This is a genomic window from Qipengyuania xiamenensis, from assembly GCF_019711495.1.
Classification (GTDB): Bacteria; Pseudomonadota; Alphaproteobacteria; order Sphingomonadales; family Sphingomonadaceae; genus Qipengyuania; species Qipengyuania xiamenensis.
This window is the reverse complement of record NZ_JAIGNM010000001.1, coordinates 270,108-292,996: the sequence shown is the minus strand read 5'-3', so window position 1 is coordinate 292,996 and position 22,889 is coordinate 270,108. Positions and strand designations below refer to the sequence as shown.

The 22,889-nt window shown below is 58.4% G+C and carries 21 protein-coding genes; 8 read left to right on the top strand and 13 right to left on the bottom strand.

Annotation, left to right across the window (positions count from 1 at the left end):
* Nucleotide 1: 1 nt before the first annotated feature.
* The 3 genes from K3165_RS01465 to K3165_RS01455 are packed head-to-tail and all read right to left on the bottom strand — an operon-like array spanning nt 2 to nt 4,853.
* Entirely contained in the window at nt 2–2,335 is a 2,334-nt protein-coding gene (locus K3165_RS01465; RefSeq protein WP_221547102.1) for a hypothetical protein, read from the bottom strand.
* The gene (locus tag K3165_RS01460; RefSeq protein WP_221547101.1) at nt 2,332–3,846 is read right to left on the bottom strand and encodes a site-specific integrase; all 1,515 of its coding nucleotides are present in this window, start codon (nt 3,844–3,846) and stop codon (nt 2,332–2,334) included. The genes K3165_RS01465 and K3165_RS01460 overlap by 4 nt, the downstream gene beginning before the upstream one ends.
* Complete coding sequence (locus K3165_RS01455) at nt 3,843–4,853, bottom strand: tyrosine-type recombinase/integrase (RefSeq protein ID WP_221547100.1); 1,011 nt, start codon at nt 4,851–4,853, stop codon at nt 3,843–3,845. The genes K3165_RS01460 and K3165_RS01455 overlap by 4 nt, the downstream gene beginning before the upstream one ends.
* Nucleotides 4,854–5,233: 380 nt before the next feature.
* On the opposite strand from K3165_RS01455, the gene K3165_RS01450 reads away from it, so the two are divergent.
* On the top strand, nt 5,234–5,398 hold the full coding sequence (locus tag K3165_RS01450; RefSeq protein WP_221547099.1) for a hypothetical protein: 165 nt from the start codon (nt 5,234–5,236) through the stop codon (nt 5,396–5,398).
* Nucleotides 5,399–5,550: 152 nt separating this feature from the next.
* Nucleotides 5,551–6,318: a nucleoside triphosphate pyrophosphohydrolase gene (gene mazG, locus K3165_RS01445; RefSeq protein WP_221547098.1), complete on the top strand. Its 768-nt coding sequence runs from the start codon at nt 5,551–5,553 to the stop codon at nt 6,316–6,318.
* On the opposite strand, the gene hflX is transcribed toward mazG, so the two are convergent.
* The 7 genes from hflX to dusB all read right to left on the bottom strand — a co-directional run bounded on the left by hflX (nt 6,313) and on the right by dusB (nt 15,527).
* Nucleotides 6,313–7,614, bottom strand: coding sequence for a GTPase HflX (gene hflX, locus K3165_RS01440; RefSeq protein ID WP_221548288.1), 1,302 nt, complete (start codon nt 7,612–7,614; stop codon nt 6,313–6,315). The two genes, mazG and hflX, sit on opposite strands and share 6 nt — an antisense overlap.
* 17 nt (nt 7,615–7,631) lie before the next feature.
* Nucleotides 7,632–8,168 carry an RNA chaperone Hfq gene (gene hfq / locus K3165_RS01435; RefSeq protein ID WP_221547097.1) on the bottom strand — a complete coding sequence of 179 codons (537 nt, stop codon included), beginning with the start codon at nt 8,166–8,168 and terminating at the stop codon, nt 7,632–7,634.
* Between the two features lie 166 nt (nt 8,169–8,334).
* Nucleotides 8,335–9,717 carry a nitrogen assimilation response regulator NtrX gene (gene ntrX / locus K3165_RS01430; RefSeq protein WP_221547096.1) on the bottom strand — a complete coding sequence of 461 codons (1,383 nt, stop codon included), beginning with the start codon at nt 9,715–9,717 and terminating at the stop codon, nt 8,335–8,337.
* A gap of 2 nt (nt 9,718–9,719) precedes the next feature.
* Nucleotides 9,720–11,960 (bottom strand): sensor histidine kinase, encoded by a 2,241-nt coding sequence (locus K3165_RS01425; RefSeq protein ID WP_221547095.1) that lies wholly within the window; start codon nt 11,958–11,960, stop codon nt 9,720–9,722.
* 61 nt (nt 11,961–12,021) lie between these two features.
* Nucleotides 12,022–13,437 (bottom strand): nitrogen regulation protein NR(I), encoded by a 1,416-nt coding sequence (gene ntrC / locus K3165_RS01420; RefSeq protein ID WP_221547094.1) that lies wholly within the window; start codon nt 13,435–13,437, stop codon nt 12,022–12,024.
* A gap of 3 nt (nt 13,438–13,440) precedes the next feature.
* Nucleotides 13,441–14,511 (bottom strand): two-component system sensor histidine kinase NtrB, encoded by a 1,071-nt coding sequence (locus K3165_RS14135; protein WP_221547093.1) that lies wholly within the window; start codon nt 14,509–14,511, stop codon nt 13,441–13,443.
* Complete coding sequence (dusB, locus tag K3165_RS01410) at nt 14,508–15,527, bottom strand: tRNA dihydrouridine synthase DusB (RefSeq protein ID WP_221547092.1); 1,020 nt, start codon at nt 15,525–15,527, stop codon at nt 14,508–14,510. The genes K3165_RS14135 and dusB overlap by 4 nt, the downstream gene beginning before the upstream one ends.
* 81 nt (nt 15,528–15,608) lie before the next feature.
* Between dusB and K3165_RS01405 the strand changes: the two genes are divergently transcribed.
* Both K3165_RS01405 and K3165_RS01400 read left to right on the top strand, forming a co-directional pair.
* Nucleotides 15,609–16,751: a bifunctional 2-C-methyl-D-erythritol 4-phosphate cytidylyltransferase/2-C-methyl-D-erythritol 2,4-cyclodiphosphate synthase gene (locus K3165_RS01405; RefSeq protein WP_221547091.1), complete on the top strand. Its 1,143-nt coding sequence runs from the start codon at nt 15,609–15,611 to the stop codon at nt 16,749–16,751.
* Between the two features lie 16 nt (nt 16,752–16,767).
* Nucleotides 16,768–17,271: a CinA family protein gene (locus K3165_RS01400; RefSeq protein ID WP_221548287.1), complete on the top strand. Its 504-nt coding sequence runs from the start codon at nt 16,768–16,770 to the stop codon at nt 17,269–17,271.
* Here K3165_RS01400 and K3165_RS01395 read toward each other — a convergent pair.
* Nucleotides 17,268–17,723 carry a type II toxin-antitoxin system RatA family toxin gene (locus K3165_RS01395; protein ID WP_221547090.1) on the bottom strand — a complete coding sequence of 152 codons (456 nt, stop codon included), beginning with the start codon at nt 17,721–17,723 and terminating at the stop codon, nt 17,268–17,270. The two genes, K3165_RS01400 and K3165_RS01395, sit on opposite strands and share 4 nt — an antisense overlap.
* Nucleotides 17,723–18,676, bottom strand: coding sequence for a lipoyl synthase (gene lipA, locus K3165_RS01390; RefSeq protein ID WP_221547089.1), 954 nt, complete (start codon nt 18,674–18,676; stop codon nt 17,723–17,725). Before lipA ends, K3165_RS01395 begins: the two co-directional genes overlap by 1 nt.
* Before the next feature lie 83 nt (nt 18,677–18,759).
* Here lipA and K3165_RS01385 point away from each other — a divergent pair, with 83 nt between their 5' ends.
* From K3165_RS01385 to K3165_RS01370, 4 genes are read left to right on the top strand one after another with little or no spacing between them, the layout of a single operon-like run.
* A complete protein-coding gene (locus K3165_RS01385) occupies nt 18,760–19,743 on the top strand; it encodes a sodium-dependent bicarbonate transport family permease (RefSeq protein ID WP_247713851.1) in 984 nt (327 codons plus the stop codon).
* Nucleotides 19,740–20,048: a P-II family nitrogen regulator gene (locus K3165_RS01380; RefSeq protein ID WP_221428427.1), complete on the top strand. Its 309-nt coding sequence runs from the start codon at nt 19,740–19,742 to the stop codon at nt 20,046–20,048. The genes K3165_RS01385 and K3165_RS01380 overlap by 4 nt, the downstream gene beginning before the upstream one ends.
* Nucleotides 20,048–20,689 (top strand): carbonic anhydrase, encoded by a 642-nt coding sequence (locus K3165_RS01375; protein ID WP_221547088.1) that lies wholly within the window; start codon nt 20,048–20,050, stop codon nt 20,687–20,689. The genes K3165_RS01380 and K3165_RS01375 overlap by 1 nt, the downstream gene beginning before the upstream one ends.
* 37 nt (nt 20,690–20,726) lie before the next feature.
* The gene (locus tag K3165_RS01370) at nt 20,727–21,452 is read left to right on the top strand and encodes an NYN domain-containing protein (RefSeq protein ID WP_221547087.1); all 726 of its coding nucleotides are present in this window, start codon (nt 20,727–20,729) and stop codon (nt 21,450–21,452) included.
* 62 nt (nt 21,453–21,514) lie between these two features.
* Here K3165_RS01370 and K3165_RS01365 read toward each other — a convergent pair whose 3' ends face one another.
* Complete coding sequence (locus tag K3165_RS01365) at nt 21,515–22,855, bottom strand: tetratricopeptide repeat protein (RefSeq protein ID WP_221547086.1); 1,341 nt, start codon at nt 22,853–22,855, stop codon at nt 21,515–21,517.
* Nucleotides 22,856–22,889: the final 34 nt, after the last annotated feature.

Genomic DNA, 22,889 nt, shown 5'->3' with positions numbered 1-22,889 from the left:
CTTACTGTTGAGATCGGATCGCAGTATCTATCACCGTTGCTGAGCGGTCTATCGGCCTGGCGAGATCATGGCCATTCGGGAACACTTGACTGCCGGGCTTCGCGGCAATTGCCAGTTTTAGATTCTCAATGACCGTAGATGCATGAGATATCTGATTCCTGATGCCCGGACTGTCACCGGGCCGGCGCTGGGCCTCGTAGAGGTGCTGCTCCATCCGATCGAGCAGCTGATTAAGATTCTGCTCTTCTACAGGATTTTCGGTTCTGGTGAGATTTCTGCAACCGTTGAAGCATTCGAGGTGCTTCGGACAAGGATCGACCGTGAAACTCGAAAGGCAAAATCCATACGGAGTAGCGTGGAAACCATCCGCCTCTGCGGCAAGGTATCGAAAGGCCTGTTCGTCACCTGACTCACGCTGAATCTCGAGAAATTCTTCTACGATGGGGCCTCGCATCCTTCTAGCCAGCATCAGTTTAGCGGTGTCGTGAAGTCTCTCTGGAAGCGCGGCTGCTTCCGGGGGAAGTTCAAGCTCAATGATTTGTTCGCGCAAGCTCCTATGATCATAAGCGCCGCTTTGGGCCGTGCTCTGCCTGCCATATCGCTTTGTGATCATGGCATCGGTTATGCCTAGTCGGAACAGCTCGGTGTTCTGGAGGTGCCGAAGGCTATGGGTATTCAGGGAAAGCTTTTTGTCGTCTTCCGTCTCGCCATAGCGGTCAAACAGACCGCTTTTTTTGCCGGAAAGTTGCAAGATGATGTCGTCGGCCGCTAATCGCCCGACAGAAAAGTATTTTGTGACATCAACAATTCCGCCATTCCGATCCTCGATGAGCGCACGCGAAGGCTGAAGAAACAGGAGTTGGTGAGGATAGAATGGCTTGCCGTCTGTCGCGATAAATGGACTGATATCAGACAGTTTGGTGGGCATTTCCCTCTTCACAAATTCTTCAACTTCGCTCACCAAAAAATAGCAACGCGTATCGATCGGGCCAGAAATTATCTTGCCTTTCTGGTCTCTGATCGGGGGGCCGCCTTTCTGGCTTTTCCAATACTGTCGTACTGGCTTGCATGATGTGGAACTATAATGGGCAACTTGCTCCGCCCTGATCGGATTTAAGAGTTCGCTATTGTGTTTTTGGAGGTACGAATCTTTAAAGTCCGGGCTAATCGGTCGGTTCGAGATTTGAACAGATCCCGCAATCCGGGTGTACATCTCATCCGCACTGACCAACGCGGTTGGCGAATATTCCGGAATCAGCCGGCCGGTAGTTGACTGAAGCTTCAAGCGCGCCCTCAATGGAGCGGTTGCCTTGCCTATCTCACCTACAAGGTCCTCGATGATATCAGCAAAGTGAGGAGGGATTTCCTGATACCTCTCCACAAGACGAGACTGCGCCCCTGTCTGGCCACCTTGCTTAAGTGCAAAATAGCGTAGTGACAGCGCCTTTGAAAATCCGCCCAGTTCTCCTGCTGAACGACCGTCGACCGCGTAGTAGTCCTTCCACCGTAAGCAGTTCTCCGGGATCATAACGACTTCACCAATGCGAAGACCTGTCAAAATCTGAAGCTTGATAACGGCGAAGCGGACGCGATCAGTAAACGTCCGTGGCCTCTCCGTGAAAACTATCCTGACCAGTTCCCAGAAAGCGGCTGTCTCAGGAAGCTTTTCAGCAGACTTGCGTTCATGCAGCTCCCGCTTGGCGTGCACATTGTGGTTGTTTCCTTCGCGCAATTTTTGACGAGAGACTCTCTCTTCACCCTCTAGAGCGCTGACGCTCTCATATGGTTTTGCATAGGTCACCAGAGGACAGTATTTACTCAAGTGGTTCGCATCGAAGAGGACTTTAGCGACCATCGACAAGTTCATCGCGAGTTTACCCGAGGTTCCCGACTGCAACGCAATGTTATAGGCCTGCTGAAGTTCAGCAGGTCGCAATTCCCATGGTGGAGTTTGACCTGCGCAAAGGGAGATCGTTCTTATCGCTCGCGCATGCGCAGAAGCGTTCGAAACTTTGTTCTCCTTGATAAATAGTTCATGTGAAATGCTGGCCTGCAAAAACTCGCGCCAATCCTTCGACATTAATTCGGATGGTCTACAGTTACTATCCGAACATTTTGATACCTTGCGAAGCAACTCAATATCTCGCAGTAGATGCCCAAAATTGGACATCCAAATTTCTCTGTCTGGAGGCAAGCCGACCGCCGAATTCAGACCCCAGCGTTGAGTTTTGGCAACCTTGCCAGTCACATTGTCAAACTCGGGATTCCAAATGAGGTCCCTCGCGATAGCTGTGGATCGCGCAAGCTTTAACCAATTAGCGTAGAATTGGTTCATGACCGCTGCTCTTTGCATTGATCAACGAATGCCTGGGCGATGGATATCGTTCGCTTAAGTTGTAAGTAAGCGGGCGACCTCTCATCACCGAGACCAGCCTTGAAGAAATCCATCACTACCGTGCGAAGCGTATCGACAACATGCTGATGGATTTTAACGTCACTGACCGCTAGAAACTTGCGGCACCCATAGCAGCTAAGGACCGGATTTTTTTGGCATAGCGATTGCGGTGAGTCGCACGCTCCGATCCCGGCGATCGGTGAGCCATGAGGCATTCCTCCTATCTGACGCTCTTCGGGAATGCCCATCAAAGCTCTTTTGTCGATTATTCTTGTTCGATGAATCTCTGGTAGAACCGAGTAAACCGGCGAGATTGCCAAGGCGTCATTGACAAGTTTGGCTTGGTGCGGACTTTGATCGAAATAGACGTTCCCGACTAAAACGCTATTGTGCTGCATGAAGTCAGCTAGTTCGTCCGCTGAAGCGCCCATATCAACTTGGCGCTGTGCACTTGTGTGACGAAAGTCAGTAGCGGTCCAACGCGTCCCGGTAAGAGATTCAGTTCGATTTGCGATGCACCTGGTAACTTCATCGGGGGTAAGACCAAGAAGCTTTCGGTTCGGATCTGCGGACGTATCTTCCATGTCTCTGAGATCAAGAAGCGATCGAACTATTTGAGCCCAATCTTGCCTTACTTTACGTGTGATATGGATGCGCTGGGAGTTTCGTTGCTTCTTGATCACAGCGGCTGTGATGTGGACCACGCCACCTTTGTGCACTCGGACATCTGCCACCTTGATACGAGCAATTGTTCCACATCGAAATGCGTGTTGATCGGCAAGAATTATCGCGGTCGCATCGATCAACCTGCGGAGGTCTACGCTATCATTGCTCGACAGCGATTTCGCGGTCTCATCAATGAAACTATAGATTGCCTTTTGGTCCGCGACGGGGATGAAGCACTCACCTGATCGGACGATTGCAAAGGGATCTTGACGAGGCGAAGGCAGGTTCGAAACCATGGAATGGTAGGGAGGCGCCCAGCTACCCACACTTTCTCGACAAAAGCAGTGAAGGACCTTTTTTAGGCAGCTTGCCTCATACGGATGCGTGAATTCTGGCAGCAAAGCTGTTGACCAAACATCTAGAACCTTTTGCGGCGTTTGATGGGCCAAGAAGTTTACAATTTTCGGTGTGGCTTTTTCCACGAGTGCGAAAATATGGTTGAGCCAGATTTTCGCGCTGGACGGATCACCGGATTGTAGCAGATGGGCAGTAATTAATACTATGACCCCACTTTGAAATTCGGACAAAGGCGCAAGGTCATATTTAAAAATCCTCCCATCGTCGTGAAGGATAACTTCTTTTGACGCGCTATCGAATCTAAGAATTCGGTCCTTCTCTTCAAAATCATCCCAATATTTCACTGCGCGGGGTAGTGGGGGCAGGGGAGGCTCGCTTCTGCCTTCGGGAAACGAGGCTTTGGCAAATTTGGCAGGGAGGGAACTCACGCCAGGTGCTCCAAGGTGCGGATAGCGGCGACGTAGTTGTCATAGTTGTCCTGCCTGACGGTGTCGGATTCAGTCTCGAAGTACGCCCGAGCATACCGCATGGGCATCACAGATTTTTCATTCCAGCCAAAGAAAACTCTGAGCCTTTCTATAGCTTTGGCATCGAGGTTTCCGTTCGGGCAGTAACCAACAAGCCGCCGCACAGCGCAGGTGTGGCGCAGGTCATGTGGCTGGACGTTTGCTTTACCTTGCCGATGTAAGGCTCGAACCGCATCTGCCCTGAGCTCGCCGCTCGCCATCTGGAATATCTCGTTCACTTGACGCACAGAGAGCGGACGACCGCGTTGCGAAAGAAAGAGGAAAGGCCAATTACTAACCGGTCGGGCCTCGAGATATTCTTCGTAAGCTTCCAATAGCTCTTCGCTTATAGGTAGAATGCGACGAGCGATGGGGTTCTTGAGACTGAGTGGCGGAGACCGTGGATCAATGAGCGACTTGGGGTTTTCGTCATCATCGAGGTCGCTGAGCACCATCCACGAAATTAGCCGTCCAGCGCTATCGTCGAACTCGGCGTTGATGGAATTCACGTAAAGAAGAAGCATCTCACTGCGACGAATTCCCGTTTGCAGCAGCGTCAGGAAAATGAGGTAGTTACGAGACCGGGTTCGTCCGCACCGAAATGGATTTCGTGCCGAGCCAGGATTAAAAATTTCATAGAGGTCCGATACGACTATGGATGGCAAAGATCTGAGGGGCGCAGGCTGTTTATCTCGACCATCAAAAGAGAAATTACTGTAAGCAGTTTGAAGCAATCTGACTTGCCTCTTAATCTCAAGCCAGCGGTCGTCCTCTATCTTTCCAAGGTCCTCCAAGACGTACTCGAGAAACGTGATGCACCAAGCCCAGCGTTTCGTCAGGTCGACCTTTCGCCGAGTTGCATCGTTATTGAGCTTCTGTAGATGACTGTTGAGGCAGATTCTGATCTTTGGGAAATCCAGCGACATCATCGTGATGTCGAGACTTGTCCCGTTGACTTCGTAGGCAGTGGCGTAAAGCTGGAGCAGTGCTCTGGTCGCAGTCTCCCGAGTAGACCGCGCATGAGCGAATAGGCACAACTGGGTCCATCTGGTCAGCCAGAAATGAGGGATATGCCTATCATCGCATCCGACTGTCCCGCGAAGTGAGGGTGGGACCAGTGGCGAGTTCAAACGTATCTGCTTCAATGTTCAGTTCCCGAATCCTGTAGCGTTTATCGCCGGGCAAAATTCGGGAATCAATGCGAGATAAGGACCTCAACTAGCTAGAAATACGATATTTTCCTGCGATCAGGATCTTTCAGGACCTTTGATTGATTGAAATGCGGCGAATGGTGGTGCGGGTCAGATGAATGGCATCCGGAAATATATTGCTGGATCTTTCAGGCAATCGTTCGATTTCAAAGATCGAAGCGCGCGTATTTTTCCTGTTTGGAGGATTTTTGAGGATTTCGAGGACCGGTTTTAGGATTAGCCGCATGGATTGCGCTGAACGCGGCGATCGTCTGGCAAAGTGAGCTAAACTTGACTTGGAGAACGGACTAGATTGAAGGAATTGCTACAAGGATGAAATGGCCCGGCCTTAACATAATATATATTATCATTCCAGTATTTGGGTTTAGCGGAGGAGGCTCCCTACTCCCCGCACAGATGAAATTGGCCAACACGCATGTCCGAACAGCTCGACCGCTTGCTCAACATCATGGCACGCTTGCGTGACCCGGTTTCCGGTTGCGAATGGGACACGGCTCAAAGCTTTGAAACGATCGCTCCCTATACAATCGAAGAAGCCTACGAGGTCGCCGACGCTATCGAACGATCCGATATGGCGGATCTACGCGGCGAACTTGGCGACTTGCTGTTCCAGGTCGTCTTCCACGCCCGGATGGCTGAAGAAGCAGGACATTTCGCTTTCGCAGACGTCGCGAAGTCCATCGCAGACAAGATGGAAGCCAGGCATCCACATATCTTCGGCGACGAAGACGGCGTGATGGAAGATAAGCGCTGGGAAGACATCAAGGCAGCCGAACGCACCGCGGCCGGCGCCACCAGCGCGCTTGAGGGTGTCGCGATAGCGTTACCGGCTTTGATGCGGGCTCAGAAACTCCAGAAACGCGCTGCGCGCCACGGCTTCGATTGGCCCGACACGGAAGGCCCCCGCGATAAGGTTCTTGAAGAAATCGAGGAACTTAGATCAGCCACTGAATCTGAAATCGAGGAAGAGGCTGGCGACTTTCTTTTCGCAGCAGTCAATCTCGTCCGCGCTTATGGCATCGACGCAGAAGATGCATTGCGTGCGGCAAACCGGAAGTTCGAAAGACGCTTTCGGACGATGGAAGAAATTGCGGGTGGAGACTTCGCCGATCGCAACCTGGCCGAGCAGGAGGCGCTGTGGCAGGAGGTCAAGCGCCGTGAGAAGGCTGCGCCTTCGTCATAGGGTCTCGAACTGGCCGAGTTCCTTGGGGTTGAGCCTCACCACGAACTTGCGCATCGGGCCATCCTCGCCCTCGCCTGCATCTTCCTCGGACAGAATTTCGCCGTGTGCGTGCAGCCAGGCAATTCGCCGCCCATCGCTCACCGGCAGTTCGAATTCATGAACCGACGCCTTGGCGGTCAACATATCGCCGAGGCGTTCGAGAAGTTCGGGAACACCCTCGCCGCTCAGTGCAGAGGTGAGAACGATATCTTCGCTCATTTCGACCTGAGGTTTCAGATCTGCCGCTCGTTCTTCGTCAAGCAAGTCCCACTTGTTCCAGACCTCGAGGATCGGAATGCTGGACGCCCCATCTTCGCCGTCGATGACCTCGAGGTCTTTCAGGACCCGAAGGACCTGGGCCTTCTGCGCCTCGGCCGAGGGATTGGAGATATCCCTGACGTGGCAAATGACGTCGGCAGCAGTCACCTCTTCAAGCGTCGCGCGGAAGGCGGCGACGAGCTGCGTCGGCAAATCCGAGATGAAGCCGACCGTATCCGACAGGATGGCTTTCTCGACACCGGGCAGCGAAATGGCCCGCATCGTCGGATCGAGAGTAGCGAACAGCAGGTCTTCGGCCATGACTTCGGCGCCGGTCAGCCTGTTGAACAGTGTCGACTTGCCGGCATTGGTATAGCCTACCAACGCAACGACCGGCCAGGGTGCCCTCTCGCGCCGTTCACGATGCAGCCCGCGCGTCTTGCGGACTTGTTCGAGTTCCTTGCGCAGCCTGCCCATGCGCTGGCGGATCATCCGGCGGTCGGCCTCGATCTGGGTCTCACCGGGTCCGCCAAGGAAGCCGAAGCCGCCGCGCTGGCGTTCAAGGTGGGTCCAGCTGCGGACGAGCCGGCTCTGCTGGTAATCCAGGTGTGCGAGTTCGACCTGCAGGCGACCTTCTGCAGTCGCCGCACGTTCCCCGAAAATTTCCAGGATCAGGCCCGTCCGGTCGATGACCTTGCGTGAAAGCTTTTCTTCGAGGTTACGCTGCTGGATCGGGCTTAGCGCGCCGTCGACGACAACGAGTTCGGCCTCATGTTGTTCGCAGGCGATACGGATATTATCGACCTGACCTGCACCGAACAGCAGGTTCGGCCGCACTTCCCGAACCGGAAGGACGAAGCTGTCCTCGATCTCGATGCCGATGGCGAGCGCAAGCCCCTCGGCCTCGCTCAGACGGCTGTCTGCGTCGAGATCATAGGTTTGCCCGCGAATGTCGGGGCAAATGACGAGGGCCCGCGCACCGCGCGAGACTTCGCCCAGAAGGTCGTCGTCGAAAATCAGTTGTCGTCCTCGTCCCAGTCTTCGCTCAGGTCGACCGGCGTTGCAGGCTGGATCGTCGATACAGCGTGCTTGTAAGCCAGCTGCACATAACCGTCGCGCTCGAGCAGCATGCAGAAAAGATCATAGGCAGCAATCTTGCCTTGCAGCATGACGCCATTGACCAGGAACATTGTTACCTGTGCCTCTGCCTGCCGGACCCGGCCCAGGAACACGTCTTGCAACAAGCGCTGCTTCGCGTTCGAGCCCTGGCTCTCGAATTGGCCGGCATCGATCGGTTGGCCGGGCATGATGGTGCTCACGGCATGTTTGTAGACCAGCTGCGACTGGCCATCGCGGCGCAGCAAGATGGAAAAATTGTCGAACCAGGTGACGATGCCCTGGAGCTTCACGCCCTTCACGAGGAACACCGTTACCGGTGCCTTTTCCTTACGCAGCAAGTTGAGGAATGCGTCCTGCAGGCTGGGCGCCTTGCCCTTGGGGGCTGTTTCTTTCGCTGGACGCGGGCGTGCCGAGAGAGTGCGTTCGCCAGACATCGTTGTGTCTCCTGTTGTTGGCCGCCCCGGTTCCGGACGACGATCTGGACGCCACCACCGCGTCCGGGCACCAGATTTCCATCCGGATTTGAAACGCAATGTGCCGTGTAAGACACTTGTTAGCAATAAAATAAATGTGACAGGCCTGCGGCCTATGCTTGTCGCGTTACTTGCGCTCGCTGCCTTTTCGCTCGGCCATTCCGAGCAGTTTGAGCTTCCGGTGCAGAGCCGACCGTTCCATTCCGATGAAGCTCGCCGTCTTGGAGATATTGCCGGAGAAACGGCGGATCTGGATCGCCAGGTATTCGCGTTCGAAGCTCTCACGCGCTTCTCGCAATGGCGCCCCCATCAACGCAGCCATGCCCCCGGTACCGGACACTTTGCCTCCGGTGACTTCCTCGGAGAGCATTTCGGCCTCGACCGTTTCCAGCTGGTCACGGGGGGTGAGGATGATGGTCCGTTCAACCACGTTCCTCAGCTGGCGCACATTTCCGGGCCAGTCATAGGCCTGAAGTGCAGCCATGGCTTCCTCACTGATCTTCGGCGGTCGCAAGCCCTGCTCGGTTGCGTAGCGAGCGAAGAAATACTCGGCCAGGGCGGGAATATCGTCACGCCGCTCGGCAAGCGACGGGATTTCGACCGGCACGACGTTGAGACGGTAGAACAAGTCCTCGCGGAAATTCTTCTCTTCCATCTCCTTCGCTAGATCGCGGGCAGTGGAGGAGATCACGCGGACATCGACGCCGACCTGTCGGTTGCCCCCTACCCGGACGAAGCTTTGTTCGGTCAGGACACGCAAGATACGAGCCTGTGTCGACATCGGCATGTCGGCTACTTCGTCGAGATAGAGCGTGCCGCCGTCGGCGGTTTCCAGAAGGCCCGGCCGGACCAGCTTGCCATCCGCCTCTTCGCCGAAGAGTTCTTCTTCGAACCGTTCAGGGGTGATCCGGGCCGAATTGACGGTGACGAAGGGCTTGTCGCCGCGTGTCGACCAGCTGTGCAGCAGGCGGGCGGCAACCTCCTTTCCGGAACCCGCAGGGCCGGAGATCAAGACGCGGCTACCCGTAGATGCCACGCGCTTCAGCGTCGCTCGGACGTTGTTGATGGCGGCCGAATTACCGGTGAACTCGCCGCTCTCATTGGTTCTTTCGCGCAGGCGCGAGTTCTCGCGGCGCAGGCTTTCCGTTTCGGTTGCGCGTTCGACCAGGTGCAGCAGGCGTTCTGCTTCGAACGGCTTCTCGATGAAATCCATCGCGCCGCGGCTGACGGCCGACACAGCCGTATCGATATTGCCGTGGCCCGAGAAAATGATGACGGGCAGTTCCGGCTCGCGCAATTTGATCGCGTCGAGAACTTCGAGCCCGTCCATCGGACTTCCGTGCAGCCAGACGTCAAGTAGTACGAGACTCGGCCGCTTCTCGTCTACCGCATCGAGCGCGGAGACACTGTCGGCCGCCGTCCGGCATTCGTAGCCTTCATCGCTCAAGACCCCTGCAACCAGTTCGCGAATGTCGCGTTCGTCGTCGACGATGAGGATATCCAGAGCCATATTCAGCTTCCCGTTCTTTCTGCGGCGTTCTGTTCGGTATTTTCAGGCGGCTTGCCATGAGGGTCCCTGGCAAAGCGCAGGATCACCCGGGTTCCGCCACCTTCGACGGCGGAAAAGCTCATTTCCCCGCCATGTTCTTCAACGATCTTGTTCACGATTGCGAGGCCGAGGCCGGTGCCCTTCTCGCGCGTCGTAACATAAGGCTCCATGATCCGCTCGCGATCCTGCGGCAGGCCAATGCCGTTGTCCGTGACGGCGACCATTATCGCGTGGTCGTCTTCCGTTACCTCGACAGCGATCCGCCCGCGGTAATCGGCCTCCGCCTGCGCGGCGCGCGCTTCGATGGCTTCGGCGGCGTTCTTGAGAATGTTCGTGACCGCCTGACCCAGCTGGTGACGGTCCGCCTGGATCTTGAGCGGACCTTCGATCTCGGTGGTCAGGCCGTAGTTGATATCGGGGTTGGCGACTTCCTGCAGGAAGAGCGACTGACGGATCAGGTCGAGCGCATCTTCCGGGCGGAAGACGGGCTTGGGCAGTCTGGCGAAGCTGGAGAATTCATCGACCATCTTCCTGAGATCGCCGACCTGTCGCACGATGGTGCTGGTCAGCTCGTCGAACAACTCGCCATCTTTTTCGATCTGCTTGCGATAGCGCCGCTTGAGCCTTTCGGTCGCAAGCTGGATCGGCGTCAGCGGGTTCTTGATTTCGTGCGCGATACGCCGCGCAACGTCCGACCAAGCAGCCTGCCGCTGATCGAGCAACTGGCGGGTGATGTCCTCGAAAGTGATCACATACCCGTCGCCTTCGGGAACCAGCTTCACGGCGAGGGTCATCAATTCTCCACGGCGCGAATGGCTGACCACCCCGCGCTCGAGACCGGCCTCGACCATTACGGCGATCTGGGGCGCCATTTCGTCGAGTGTCTCGGGGTGTTCTGCCCCCTCCCCTCCTTCGAGAAGAGTGGACTGCGCCGGCGCATTCATAAGTAGGACGCGGCGCTGCCCGTCGATGGTGATCACACCGGCACTGACCGATTCCAGAACGGCTTCGATAAAGCTGCGGCGGTCTTCCAGCTCGCTATTGGCAGAGACAAGAGCATCGGTCTGCTTTTCGATCTGGGCCGTCATGCGGTTAAATGCGCGGTTGAGAAGGCCGATCTCATCGGCGCCGGTGCGACCTTCAACACGAAGCGCAAAGTTGCCTGCACCCACCTTGCGGGCCGCCGCAACCAGATCGGTAAGCGGTTCCACCTGCCTGTCAGCGAAACGCAAGGCGAACCAAACGGCTATTCCGACCAACGCGAGGCTGACAAAGAACAAGGCGAGGTTGAAGCGCAGTTGCAGTGCCCGCGCGCGCTTGGTGAGCTCGTCATAGGCAGTCGAGATCGAACGCGCACTTTCCCAGCTTCGGAAACTGACCGCCTCCGCATTGCGAGCCGTATACAGATAGATTCCGGCCGTCCGGTCGATCGGCGCAAGGGCCTCAATTCGTTCGGGGCTGCCACGCACGGCAACCTGCTCGCCGCGGCGGAGGCCATTGAGGCTTTCCTCGGTGAACCCGACCGGATCGCTTTCTTCGGTAATCCCGTAAACGACTGCAGTGCGGGCGCTGCCATCTGGAAGCACCTGAATTATCGCACTCTCGAAAACGTCTCTCGGCTGCGCCTGGTACTCGTAGACCAAGGGAAAGTCTGGATCGGTTACCGACACCTGCTGCAGCAGTAGCCGCATGTCCATTGCCATCGAGATGGTCTCTTGGGCGAGGTCCAGCTGGTTTTCCTCATAATACCTTTCCGCAAGCTGGTTTGCGTTCTCCATCAGCCCACGCGAGTTGTCGGAGAACCAGAAATCCACCCCGGACTGGAAGAGCACCGCTGCAAAAGCCGAGACGAGCAGCGTCGGTACGGCTGCAATCATCGAAAAGAAGAAAACCAGTCGGACATGCAGACGCGCAGTGCTGCCAGCTGCCCTTCGTAGCGCCAGGCGACGACCTGCAAGGACGAGCAGCGCCATGGCCGGGATAAGCGTGCCGATCAGCAGGACCGCAACCTGCCTGCTCGGCAGCAATTGTCCGGTAGGTGGTGCGGTCGTGAATGCAGCCCAGGTAGCGCCTACCATCGTGAGGAAGGCGACCGCAGCCATGATCTCGACGACGGTGAAGAAATTCGCCCTACGCGAGGCGACAACGAACTTGCGCCACCAACGTGGTGTGCGTCGTGCCTGGGGAGCTGCCTGCGTCGCCATCGTGGCAGCCTTACATCGTTACTGTTGCATTTTTGCAAGCATAAAATCGACGAGCCGCCTGCTAACGACGCCGGGCAAACCGTTCCGGCTCGATTTCGAGGTCGCACAAACGCTTCCGCAGGGTGTTCCGGTTGATCCCGAGTAGCTGTGCTGCGCGCAGCTGATTACCGTCGGTTTCGCGCAAGGCGTGTTCGAATAGAGGCTTTTCAAAAGCGGCGAGTGCACCATGGTAAAGCGTGCCGGCGGAAGGACGTTGTTCGTCAAGCCAGCCGGTCAGAGCGGCTTCGAAGCCATCCGGACCCTCCTCTTTCGAACCGGCGGGATTCGAAGGAAGCACGTCCGCCACCGTTTGCGCATCGATCTGGCTGTCGCGGGCAAGCAGCGCCAAGCGGAATACCACATTGCGCAACTCGCGCACGTTTCCGCGCCAGACATGGCTTTCGAGCGCTTGGACAGCCTCGTCGCTGAGAGTGTGTCGCGGGAGGCCCTCGTCCACCGCCTGTGTGAGGAAGTGCCTCGCAAGGTCGCCGATATCCTGACTGCGTTCGCGCAACGGCGGGAGGTGGATGGGCACGACGTTCAGACGGTAAAAAAGGTCCTCTCGGAACCTGCCGTCGGCAATCATCGGCTCGAGATTGCGATTGGTTGCAGCAACGATCCGGACATCGACTGCGATTTCCTGCCGGCCTCCAACGCGCCGGATCCGGCCGGACTGTAGCGCACGCAGAAGCCTCGTCTGTGCCTCTGCGGGCATATCGCCGATTTCGTCGAGGAAGAGTGTGCCCCCGTTTGCCTGTTCGAACTTGCCGATCTGCTGGGCGTGAGCGCCGGTGAAAGCTCCGCGTTCGTGACCGAAGAGCTCGCTCTCCAAGAGGTCGTGAGGGATTGCCGCCATGTTGACTGCGACGAAAGGTCCGGTCCGCCGTGAACCCAGCTGGTGGATTGCCTCTGCGACCAGTTCCTTACCCGTTCCGCTTTCGCCGGTTACCAGCACCGTCAGGTCATTGCGCAGGACCCGCGTGATCATGCGGTAGACGTCCTGCATCGCCCGGCTGCGCCCGATGAGGGGGAGTTGTCCCCCCTCGCCCGCATCTTCCGTTTCGGCCTTGCGCGGCGATCGCTCGGCCGCCTGCCGGACGGCTTGCGAAAGCTCGTCCAGATCGAAGGGCTTGGGGAAATATTCGAAGGCTTCGCTGTCGCTTGCGCGCACTGCGGTATCAAGCGTGTTCTGTGCCGAAAGGACAATGATCGGCATGTCCGGCGCGGCCGCACGAACGGTCCCTATCGCGTCGAGGCCGTCGCCGTCTTCGAGCATGACGTCGGTCAGCATGACGTCAAAGCTGCGCTCTGCAAGCAGCCGGTCGCGCTCGCTCACCCTGCTGCAGGCGGTGACCTCATAGCCTTCTTCGCGCAGAGCCTCGGTTATGACCGTCGCAATACCGCGATCGTCTTCAACCAGCAGGATCGAATGGGTCATGGCTCAGTTCGTCCCTTGTGCGACGGGAAGGTTGATGCGGAAATGGGTCAGCCCTGCTGCGTGGTTGCGTTCGTGTGCGATACGCCCGCCCATGTCGCGCAGCAGCTTGCGGACCAGCGCAAGGCCGAGGCCCTGACCGTGCGGCTTGCCTGAAACGAAGGGTTCGAAAACGTGGTCGCTCAGTTCGGGAGGCAGGCCGGGCCCCGGGTCGATTACACTGATTTCGATCGGGAGACGTGTGGCCTTGCCCAGCCTGATTGCCGTAAAACTGAGGCCGCTCACAAATCGGGTCCGAACGACGACTTTTGCGTCTTCCTGCCCGCTACAGGCATCACAAGCATTGGCGAGCAGGTTGATGAGCACCTGTTCGAGCGCGCCTTGATCCGCCTCCACCGGCGGGAGCGAGGGATCGAATTCCTCGGCGAGTTCGCAGCCATCCTCGCGGCCAGCGCGAACTGTCGCCATGGCATTGCGAATGGCCTCGTGCAGGTTGCAGGGCCCGGTGACGACTTCCTTCCGGCTGCCGAGTTGCTGCATCCGGTCGATCAATTGCGCGATACGGTCGACCTCGCCTTCGATCATGGTCGCAAGCGGGCGATCCTTTTCCGACGCACGGCGGGCAAGAAGCTGGCTCGCCCCCCGGATAGCGGACAGGGGGTTCTTGATTTCATGGGCGAGTACTGCGGGCGCGCGCAGTTCGACACGCTCCTCGTCATCAGATTGATTGTCGTCCTGTCCGACCTCGGAAAGGGTGACTACGCGCCATCCCGGGTGGCTGTGCATCGGAGAACTGGTGATGTTCACCCGTCTCACGCCCTGGCCCGTATCGACGGCAATACCCCGCGCGATCACCTGGACTTCGCACTGCTGGATGCTGTCGCGCAGCCGATCATTGTCGAAGTCGATGATTTCACCCAGCGCTTTGCCGAGCAATCTGTGGGCACTGCGCCCAAGCAATTCCTCCGCAGCGGCATTGGCCTCGACGATCCGGTCCTGCTGGTCCAGCAGGAGCACGGCAAAAATCAGCCCGGATATCTGGGCCGCCGCATCAGGCGCGGCAGAGGGTTCATTCACGCCGCACGCCGATGGAGGAAGGGTTCGTAGAAACGCTCAAGTTCTTCAAGAACTTCAGGAGCATTGTCGACGAAGTTAACCCGGTTCCGGAATTCAGCCGACCCGTGCATTCCCTTGGTGTACCAGCCAAGGTGCTTGCGAGCGATCTTTACACCGACCTGCTCGCCATAAAGTTCGAGCATGTCGCGGTAATGTTCGACGACCACCTCGTACTGTTCATCGAAGCTCGGGCTCTCGAGCTTTTCGCCAGTACGCCACCAGTGCATGACCTGCGCGAGCAGCCATGGCTTGCCGTAGGCACCGCGTCCGATCATCAAACCGTCTGCACCCGATTGCTCGAGCGCCTTTCCGGCATCTTCGATCGTGCAGATATCGCCATTGACGATGACGGGAATGGAGACCGCGTCCTTCACCTTGCGGATGAATTCCCAGTCCGCGCTGCCCTTGTACATCTGGTTACGCGTGCGGCCGTGGACCGTGACCATCTTGACGCCAAGGTCCTCGGCAATCCGGGCCAGTTCGGGGGCGTTGAGATCAGCATGATCCCAGCCCATCCGCATCTTCACGGTTACCGGCACATCCACTGCCTTGACGGTCGCTTTCATGAGCTTGGTGGCGAGGCCTACTTCGCGCATCAGGGCCGAACCAGCGAGCTGGCCGACGACCTTGCGAACCGGACAACCGAAATTGATATCGATGATGTCGGCGCCATTCCCCTGCTGCAGCTTGGCAGCTTCCGCCATGCTTGCAGGGTCGCAACCCACCAGCTGCATGGAAACCGGCTCTTCGATCGGGTCCCACGCCGCCTTCTGGACCGACTGACGCGTTTCGCGGATGGCCGCTTCGCTGGCGATCATCTCGGTGACGTTGAGGCCCGAGCCGTATTTGCGCACCAGCTTGCGAAACGGCAGGTCCGTGACGCCCGTCATGGGCGCCAGGATAACTGGCGTATCGATGGCGACATTGCCGATCTGGATCGGCTTCGGAGGCGCCGGAGGAGTTGGTTGCTCGGTCATGACTGGAGATGTGCCTAAATATTGGGCAGGCACATAGTGCGTTGCAGCGCAAACAGCAAGCGGCTAGCGCGCGGCATAGCTATGCAGGACACCTCCCCCCTCCCCCCGTTTTCAGCGGTCGTCGTCGCTGCCGGCAAGGGTATGCGGGCAGGCCAGCCGCTGCCCAAACAGTTTGCCAAGTGGCGCGGTAAACCCGTGCTTCGCCATTCGGTGGAGGCGTTGCTGGATGCCGGTGCGGCACCGCTTGTGATAGTCATTCCCGACAACGGCGAAGAAGCCACTGCCGCCGCACTATCCGGTCTCGATGGCTGGACCTGCGTCACTGGCGGCGAGACGCGCCAGCAGTCTGTAGCCAACGGCCTGGCGGCGGTCGGCAATTGCGATCGTGTGCTGATCCACGACGCAGCGCGGCCCGTATTGCCGCGTGCGGTAATATCCCGTCTCCTGAATGCACTGGAAGATCGCCCCGGGGCGATACCGGTTCTCCCGGTCGTCGATAGCCTTGCTGTCGACAATGCAGGGGTAATGGCAGGAAGCGCCCAGCGAGATGCGCTCCGCCGCGTCCAGACTCCCCAGGCATTTCGCTTTGGAGAAATCACGGCCGCACATCGCGCGTGGCAGGGCGATCTCCTCGCAGGCGATGATGCGCAGGTGCTCGCCGCAGCGGGCGGCAGTATCGCCCTTGTCGAGGGTGACGAGCGCCTCAAGAAACTGACTTATGCGGAGGATTTCGTGTCGGAATTGCCCCCTGTCCGGATCGGGTCCGGCTATGACGTACACAAGCTGGTCTCTGGAGAAGAGCTGTGGCTCGGCGGCATCAGGATCGAGCATGACAAGGGGCTTGCTGGCCACAGCGATGCCGACGTGGCGCTGCATGCGATCGTCGACGCGCTGCTGGGTGCAATCGGTAATGGAGACATCGGCAGTCACTTCCCGCCATCGGATCCGCAATGGAAGGGAGCCAGCAGTGACAAGTTCCTCTCCCACGCGGCGAAACTGGTGGACGAAGCCGGGTATCGCACCGGTAATGTCGACCTCACCATTATCTGCGAAGCTCCTAAGATCGGCCCCCACCGCGATGCCATGCGAGACCGCATCGCGAACCTTCTGGGCGTTGACACCGGAGCCATATCGGTGAAGGCGACCACCACCGAACGGCTCGGCTTTACTGGCCGCGGCGAAGGCATTGCGGCCCAGGCGGTCGCAACCGTGATTAGAAATTGACGCTACCGAGGTGAGCATGACGCTCCAGACGCTTCTCCCGAAGGATATCGATGACCTCGCCCAGCGGGTGATCGACGAGAACAAGGCTGCGGGCCGCAAGGTTGCCGTGGCAGAAAGCTGCACTGGCGGCCTCGTCTCGGCTGCGCTTACAGAAATTCCCGGCTCGTCTGCCGTGTTCGACCGGGGTTACGTGACCTATTCGAACGAGGCCAAGATGGAGGCCCTGGACGTGCCGCTCGATATCATCGAGACCTTCGGTGCGGTTTCGATTGCCTGCGCATGGGCCATGGCAAAAGGTGCGCTCGCGAAGAGCAAGGCCGATGTGGCGGTGGCTATCAGTGGTGTGGCGGGACCAGATGGCGGCACCAAGCTCAAACCGGTTGGTACCGTCGTGTTTGCGCGTGTCGTACGCGGCGAAGAAGGCGAGCCGGAAGGCGAGCTGAAGAAGTTCGAGCCGACCTCACGCGCAGATATCAGGCGTGAAGCCACGGTATGCGCGCTTGAGCTGTTGCTACCCTAAAGATTGGCGGCGGCGTTTTCGCGGCCGTAGAGTTCGTCGGCGCGCTTCTCGAAAGCTTCGACCATTTTCCTGAATGCGCGGTCGAAATACTGGCCGGCAAGCGCTTCGAAGACAGCGTTGCGGAAACTGAATTCCACGCAAAAATCGATCTCGCACCCACCGTCGGGAAGGCAGGTGAACTTCCAGTTGTTGTCCAGGTCCTTGAGCGGTCCGTCGACGTAGAAGACCTCGATGTGCTCGGGCCGGCGCTTGATGACCTTCGAGGTGAACTTTTCGCGGATCGCCTTGAAACCGACCAGCATATCCGCGGTCATTTCAGTCTCGCTGTCGCTGCGGACGCGGGTTGCGACGACCCACGGAAGGAACTTGGGATAGCTGTCCACGTCCGCGACGAGGTCGAACATCTGCTCGCAGCTGTAGGGCAGCCGCCGTGTTTCGCGGATGCCGGGCATCAGGCGTTTTGCCTCGCCTGCTCCTTCGCCAGCTTTTCTTCGCGAGCCGCTTTCATCACCGCGAAATCGTCACCGGCGTGATAGCTTGAACGGGTGAGCGGGCTGGAGGCAACCTGCAGGAAGCCCTTCGCCCGCGCGATCGAACCGTATGCAGCGAATGCCTTCGGCGTCACGAAATCCTCGACCTTGGCGTGCTTCGGCGTCGGCTGGAGGTACTGGCCCATGGTGATAAAATCGACATCGGCGCTGCGCATGTCGTCCATGACCTGGTGCACTTCGAGGCGCTGCTCGCCGAGGCCGAGCATGATGCCCGACTTGGTGAAGATCAGCGGATCGTGGGCCTTCACTTCCTCGAGCAGGCGCAGCGAAGCGTAGTAGCGCGCTCCTGGACGGATCGTAGGATAGAGACGCGGTACGGTCTCGAGGTTGTGATTGTAGACGTCGGGTCCCGCCTCGCAGATCTTTTCGACTGCAGCGCGCATCTTTCCACGGAAATCAGGCGTGAGGATTTCGATGGTCGTGTCGGGCGTCTCCCGGCGCAGAGCCTTGATGACCTTCACGAACTGGTCGGCACCGCCATCGGGCAGATCGTCACGGTCGACGCTGGTAATGACGATGTGGTTGAGACCCATCTGTCCCGCAGCGATCGCAACGTTTTCAGGCTCCATCGGATCGACCATGCGCGGCATGCCCGTCTTCACGTTGCAGAAGGCACAGGCGCGGGTGCAAACGTCGCCGAGGATCATGACCGTGGCGTGCTTCTTGTCCCAGCATTCGCCGATGTTCGGACAGGCCGCTTCCTCGCACACCGTGTTGAGCGAGAGATCGCGCATCAGCTTGCGCGTCTCGTGATAGCCCTTGCTGACCGGCGCCTTGACGCGAATCCAGTCGGGCTTGCGCTGCCGCTTGGGCTGTTCGCCTTCGGGCTTCGGAGGGGAGGAAAGGTCGTTCATTGCGCGGCCCATCTAGGGAAAGGCGAGTATGTCTGCAATGGTGCAGCTTGCTCTTTCGCGAAGCTGCGATTACGCGGCGCGCTATGGAAACGATGGGCATCCAAGCGCTGACCTCTCCGGTCATCTTGTTTTTCGTTCTTGGACTCTTGGCGGCATTCGCAAGGTCCGATCTTGCAATCCCTGAAGCCATTGCGAAGGGCATGTCCCTTTACCTGATGGCGGCGATCGGCCTCAAAGGTGGCATCGAGGTGGCCGAATCCGGCCTCGACGGCACAGTGCTTGCCGCACTTGCAGCGGGCATCGGCGCCGGTTTCGTAATGCCGATCTATGCCTACTGGGTGCTCAAGGGATTTGGACGCCTCAGCCGAATCAATGCCGGCGCGGTTGCTGCGCACTATGGTTCGATCAGCGTGGTAACGTTCGTCACCGCTGTGGAAATCTACACTATCCAGGGCACTCCGCCCCAAGGGTACATGGTCGCCGTTATGGCTTCCATGGAAAGCCCCGCGATCCTTGCGGGCCTGCTGCTGGCACGCGGCCTGGGTTCGGAAGGGGGACAGAGCCGAAAGGAACTGGCGCATGAGGTGCTTCTCAACCCCTCGGTCGTGTTGCTGCTCGGCGCCTTCATCATCGGCATGATCGCGGGCCCCGAGGGCTTTGCCGATGTCAAACCGTTCTTTGACGGCCTCTTCAAGGGCATCCTCTGCCTGTTCCTGCTGGATATGGGTCTCATCGCGGCGCGCCGCATTCTCGATGCGCGCTCGCTCACTTGGCGACTGGTCGCCATCGCCATCGTGCTGCCGCTGGTAAACGGCGCGATCGGCACCGTCCTCGGTGTCTCGATCGGCCTCGATACCGGCTCCGCAGCGGCGCTCGGCGTGCTGTGTGCAAGCGCAAGTTATATCGCAGTACCGGCGGCCATGCGCCTCGCCCTTCCCGAAGCTGATCCGGGCATTTATCTGACGATGTCGCTGAGCATCACTTTCCCCTTCAACGTGTTGCTGAACATTGGCCTGATCGGGGCCCTTGCTGCGACGCTGACCGGCGCAGGAGCCGTGACCCCATGATCGAAACAGTTATCCGCAAGCGTATCGAAATCCTTGCCGATCAGGCGCAGGTGAAGCGCGTGACGTCCATTATCGACGAGGTCGGCATCACGGGCTGGACTGTACTCCCCGTTTCATCCGGTCGCGGTCGCGAGGGACGTTGGCGCGAAGAACGCGTCATGGGAACCGACAAGAACCTCGTGGTGACTATCGCTTCGCAGGAAAATTCGCAAGCGCTGGCCCAGGCGCTCGCTCCTATCCTGACATCACACGGACTGCTGCTTACTATGTGGGACGTCGAAGTCATCCGTGGAGAGCGTTTCTGATGCCCGAGTTTGCCGAGTTGCTGCATGGCTATCGCCGCTTTCGCAAGGAAGGTTACCCACGCCAGAAAGCCCGCTACGACGACCTCGTCAGCGAGGGCCAGAGCCCGAAGCTCATGATTATCGGCTGTTCCGATAGCCGGGTCGATCCCGCACAGATCTTCGATGTCGATCCGGGAGAAATTTTCGTGGTCCGCAACGTGGCCGCACTGGTGCCCCCGTTCGAGACATCTCCGGGGCAGCATGGCGTGTCTGCCGCGCTTGAGTTTGCGGTCCAGTTTCTAAAGGTCCGCCAGATTGTCGTCATGGGGCACGGAATGTGCGGGGGGTGCAAGGCCGCACTAACCCAGGACCTGCATGGCAATCCGCTCGGCGAAGGGGGCTTCGTCGCAAATTGGGTCCACCTTCTCGACGAGGCGCGCGAACCGATCGCGGAGAAATACGGTACCGAAAGCCGCGAGGCTGAACGTGCCATGGAAATGGCTGCGGTCGGTGTGAGCATCGAGAATTTGCGGACCTTTCCGTGCGTTCGTGAAAAGGAAGCAAGCGGCGAACTCAAGCTGCGTGGCGCCTTTTTCGCGATCTCGGATGGCGTGCTTCACGTGCGAAACGAAGATACCGGGGAGTTCGAACCGGCGGACTGACTTGCGCTCGCGGCCTGCCCGGCCCATGTGAGCGCGCATGTCAGAAAAAGAACTGAAAAACATCGCCCTGCTGATCGACGCGGACAACACCACTCCGCGCGGCATCGACCCCGTGCTCACCGTCATGGCCGAGCTGGGTCAGGTCAATATCAAACGGGCCTACGGCAATTTTACCAAGAAGAACCTGTCCGGTTGGGACAAGTATTCACACAAGTTCGGTATCCTGCCCTATCAGCAATTCGACATGACGACGGGCAAGAACGCTACCGACATGGCGATGACGATCGACGCGATCGATCTGCTCTATCAGGGCAAAGTCGACGGCTTCGGGATCATGAGCTCCGATAGCGATTTCACCCCGCTGGCCACGCGCCTGAGGCAGGACGGACTGATCGTTTACGGTTTCGGGAGCAAGAACAAGACCCCCGAGGCATTCAAGAGTGCGTGCACGCGCTTCATCGATATCGACGCGTTGATCGCCGGTGCATCCGATGATGCCGCACCCTCGAAGGACAAGAAGTCCAAGGACAGCGGCAAAATCGATGAAGATCTCGTCGAATTGCTGGGGACGGCCTGGAAGGCGGCTAACCGTGACGAAGACGGCTACGCCCAGTTGGGTGAAGTCGGGAGCCTCGCCGGCAACCGGTCGAGCTTCGATGTCCGCAACTACGGGTACAAGCGCCTGTCGGACCTCTTCCAGGCCATGGACCAGTTCAAGGTCGAGCGCCGCGACAACACGCTCTACGTCAAACGCCTCCGCTGAATACAAGAACGGCGCGGATCCCGGGGGAACCGCGCCGCCTTTTTCTTTGGTGCTCCTAGAGCTTACATCGCGCCCTTCTGAGCCGCATGGATCGCCCACAGGTTGGCGAGGTCACGACGTGCGCCTTCGACCTTGCCGAAAGTTTCGATAGCTTCGGCGTACTTGCCCTGATCGTACTGGGCGATGCCAAGACGGGTCAGGACCATCGGAGTTTCGACACCTGCCATCGTCAGCGCCTTGGCATAGAACTCTTCCGCTTCGGCCGGCTGGTCGTAGCTGAGGAAGGTGTCGCCAGCGACCACGAGGGTTTTGACGTCCGCGCTCGGCGAACGGGCTTCGCTTGCGAGGTTGGGCAGGTCGGCCTTGTCACCGGCGATACGGCCAGCGGCTTCGCTGCGCGTCTCGATCAGATAGGGATCGGTCTTGTCGGCAATGCCACTGGCGAAACCTTCGTCGATGACGGCAACGACTTCACCCGGGTAACGGCGCGGGTCGAGGACTTCGACATATTCCGAAAGCACGCGCTGGTCGTTGTAGACACCGGTGCGGCGCGACAGGCGCAGGAGGTCGAGAACTTCCGGGTTTTCGTAGTTGTTGCCGTTGAGCGTGATGATCACGGCATCGCCCCAGGCGACATCGCTCGGATACGACTCAACGAGGTAAGCCGCGTACTTGATGGCGTCCCTTGTCAGGTTATTTTCGTAAGCCTGTGCCAGTCCCTGACGCACCCAGGTTTCGGGAACCACGCCACCTTCAGCCTTGCGGGCTTCGATCAGGCCCGAAAGGTAATTGAGACCTTCGGCATAGTTGCCCTGGTCGAAGTACAGGTCCGAAATCAGCCAGCGCATGCGGTCCGGGCCGAACTGCTGGGTGCTGCCGTCGGTCATGGTCGCGTTGAAGCTGTAGTTCGCAGCGATCGCGTTCTCGAGCGAGGCGCGCGCGTTAGCGACATCGTTCATGTCGCGATAGGTCTGGTAAGCAGCGAAGGACAGCTGGCCCTGCGTTGCCGCATCGAGCTTGCCGCTTTCGATCATCATCGCAATGCCCTGAAGCTGCAGTTCATCATCGCCCATGTCGTTGGCGAGGTTGAAAATCATGCCGCCAGCAGCATTCTTCTCGTCGTCCGACTTAACGGTCGCAAGCATGGCCGGAATGAGCGACTTTGCCTTGGCGTAATCCGGGGCGTCTTCCTTCTGGATGTCGGCAATCGGCTGGTACGCAGCGAGGAACTCCTTCGAGTACTCGGCCTGCTCTTCCTTTTCCTTCTTCTTTTTCTTGTCGCGCTGCGCGTAGGCAGGCGCTTCGATTGCGGTCGCGGTCAGCATGCCACCTGCAGCAAGCGCGATGGCCATTGCGAGGGCGGATGTGGGGCGCGAGGCCCGATTGAGGCGGGTGAAGATCATTTATGAAGCTCCCAAGAGTGGATGGGGTAAAAAA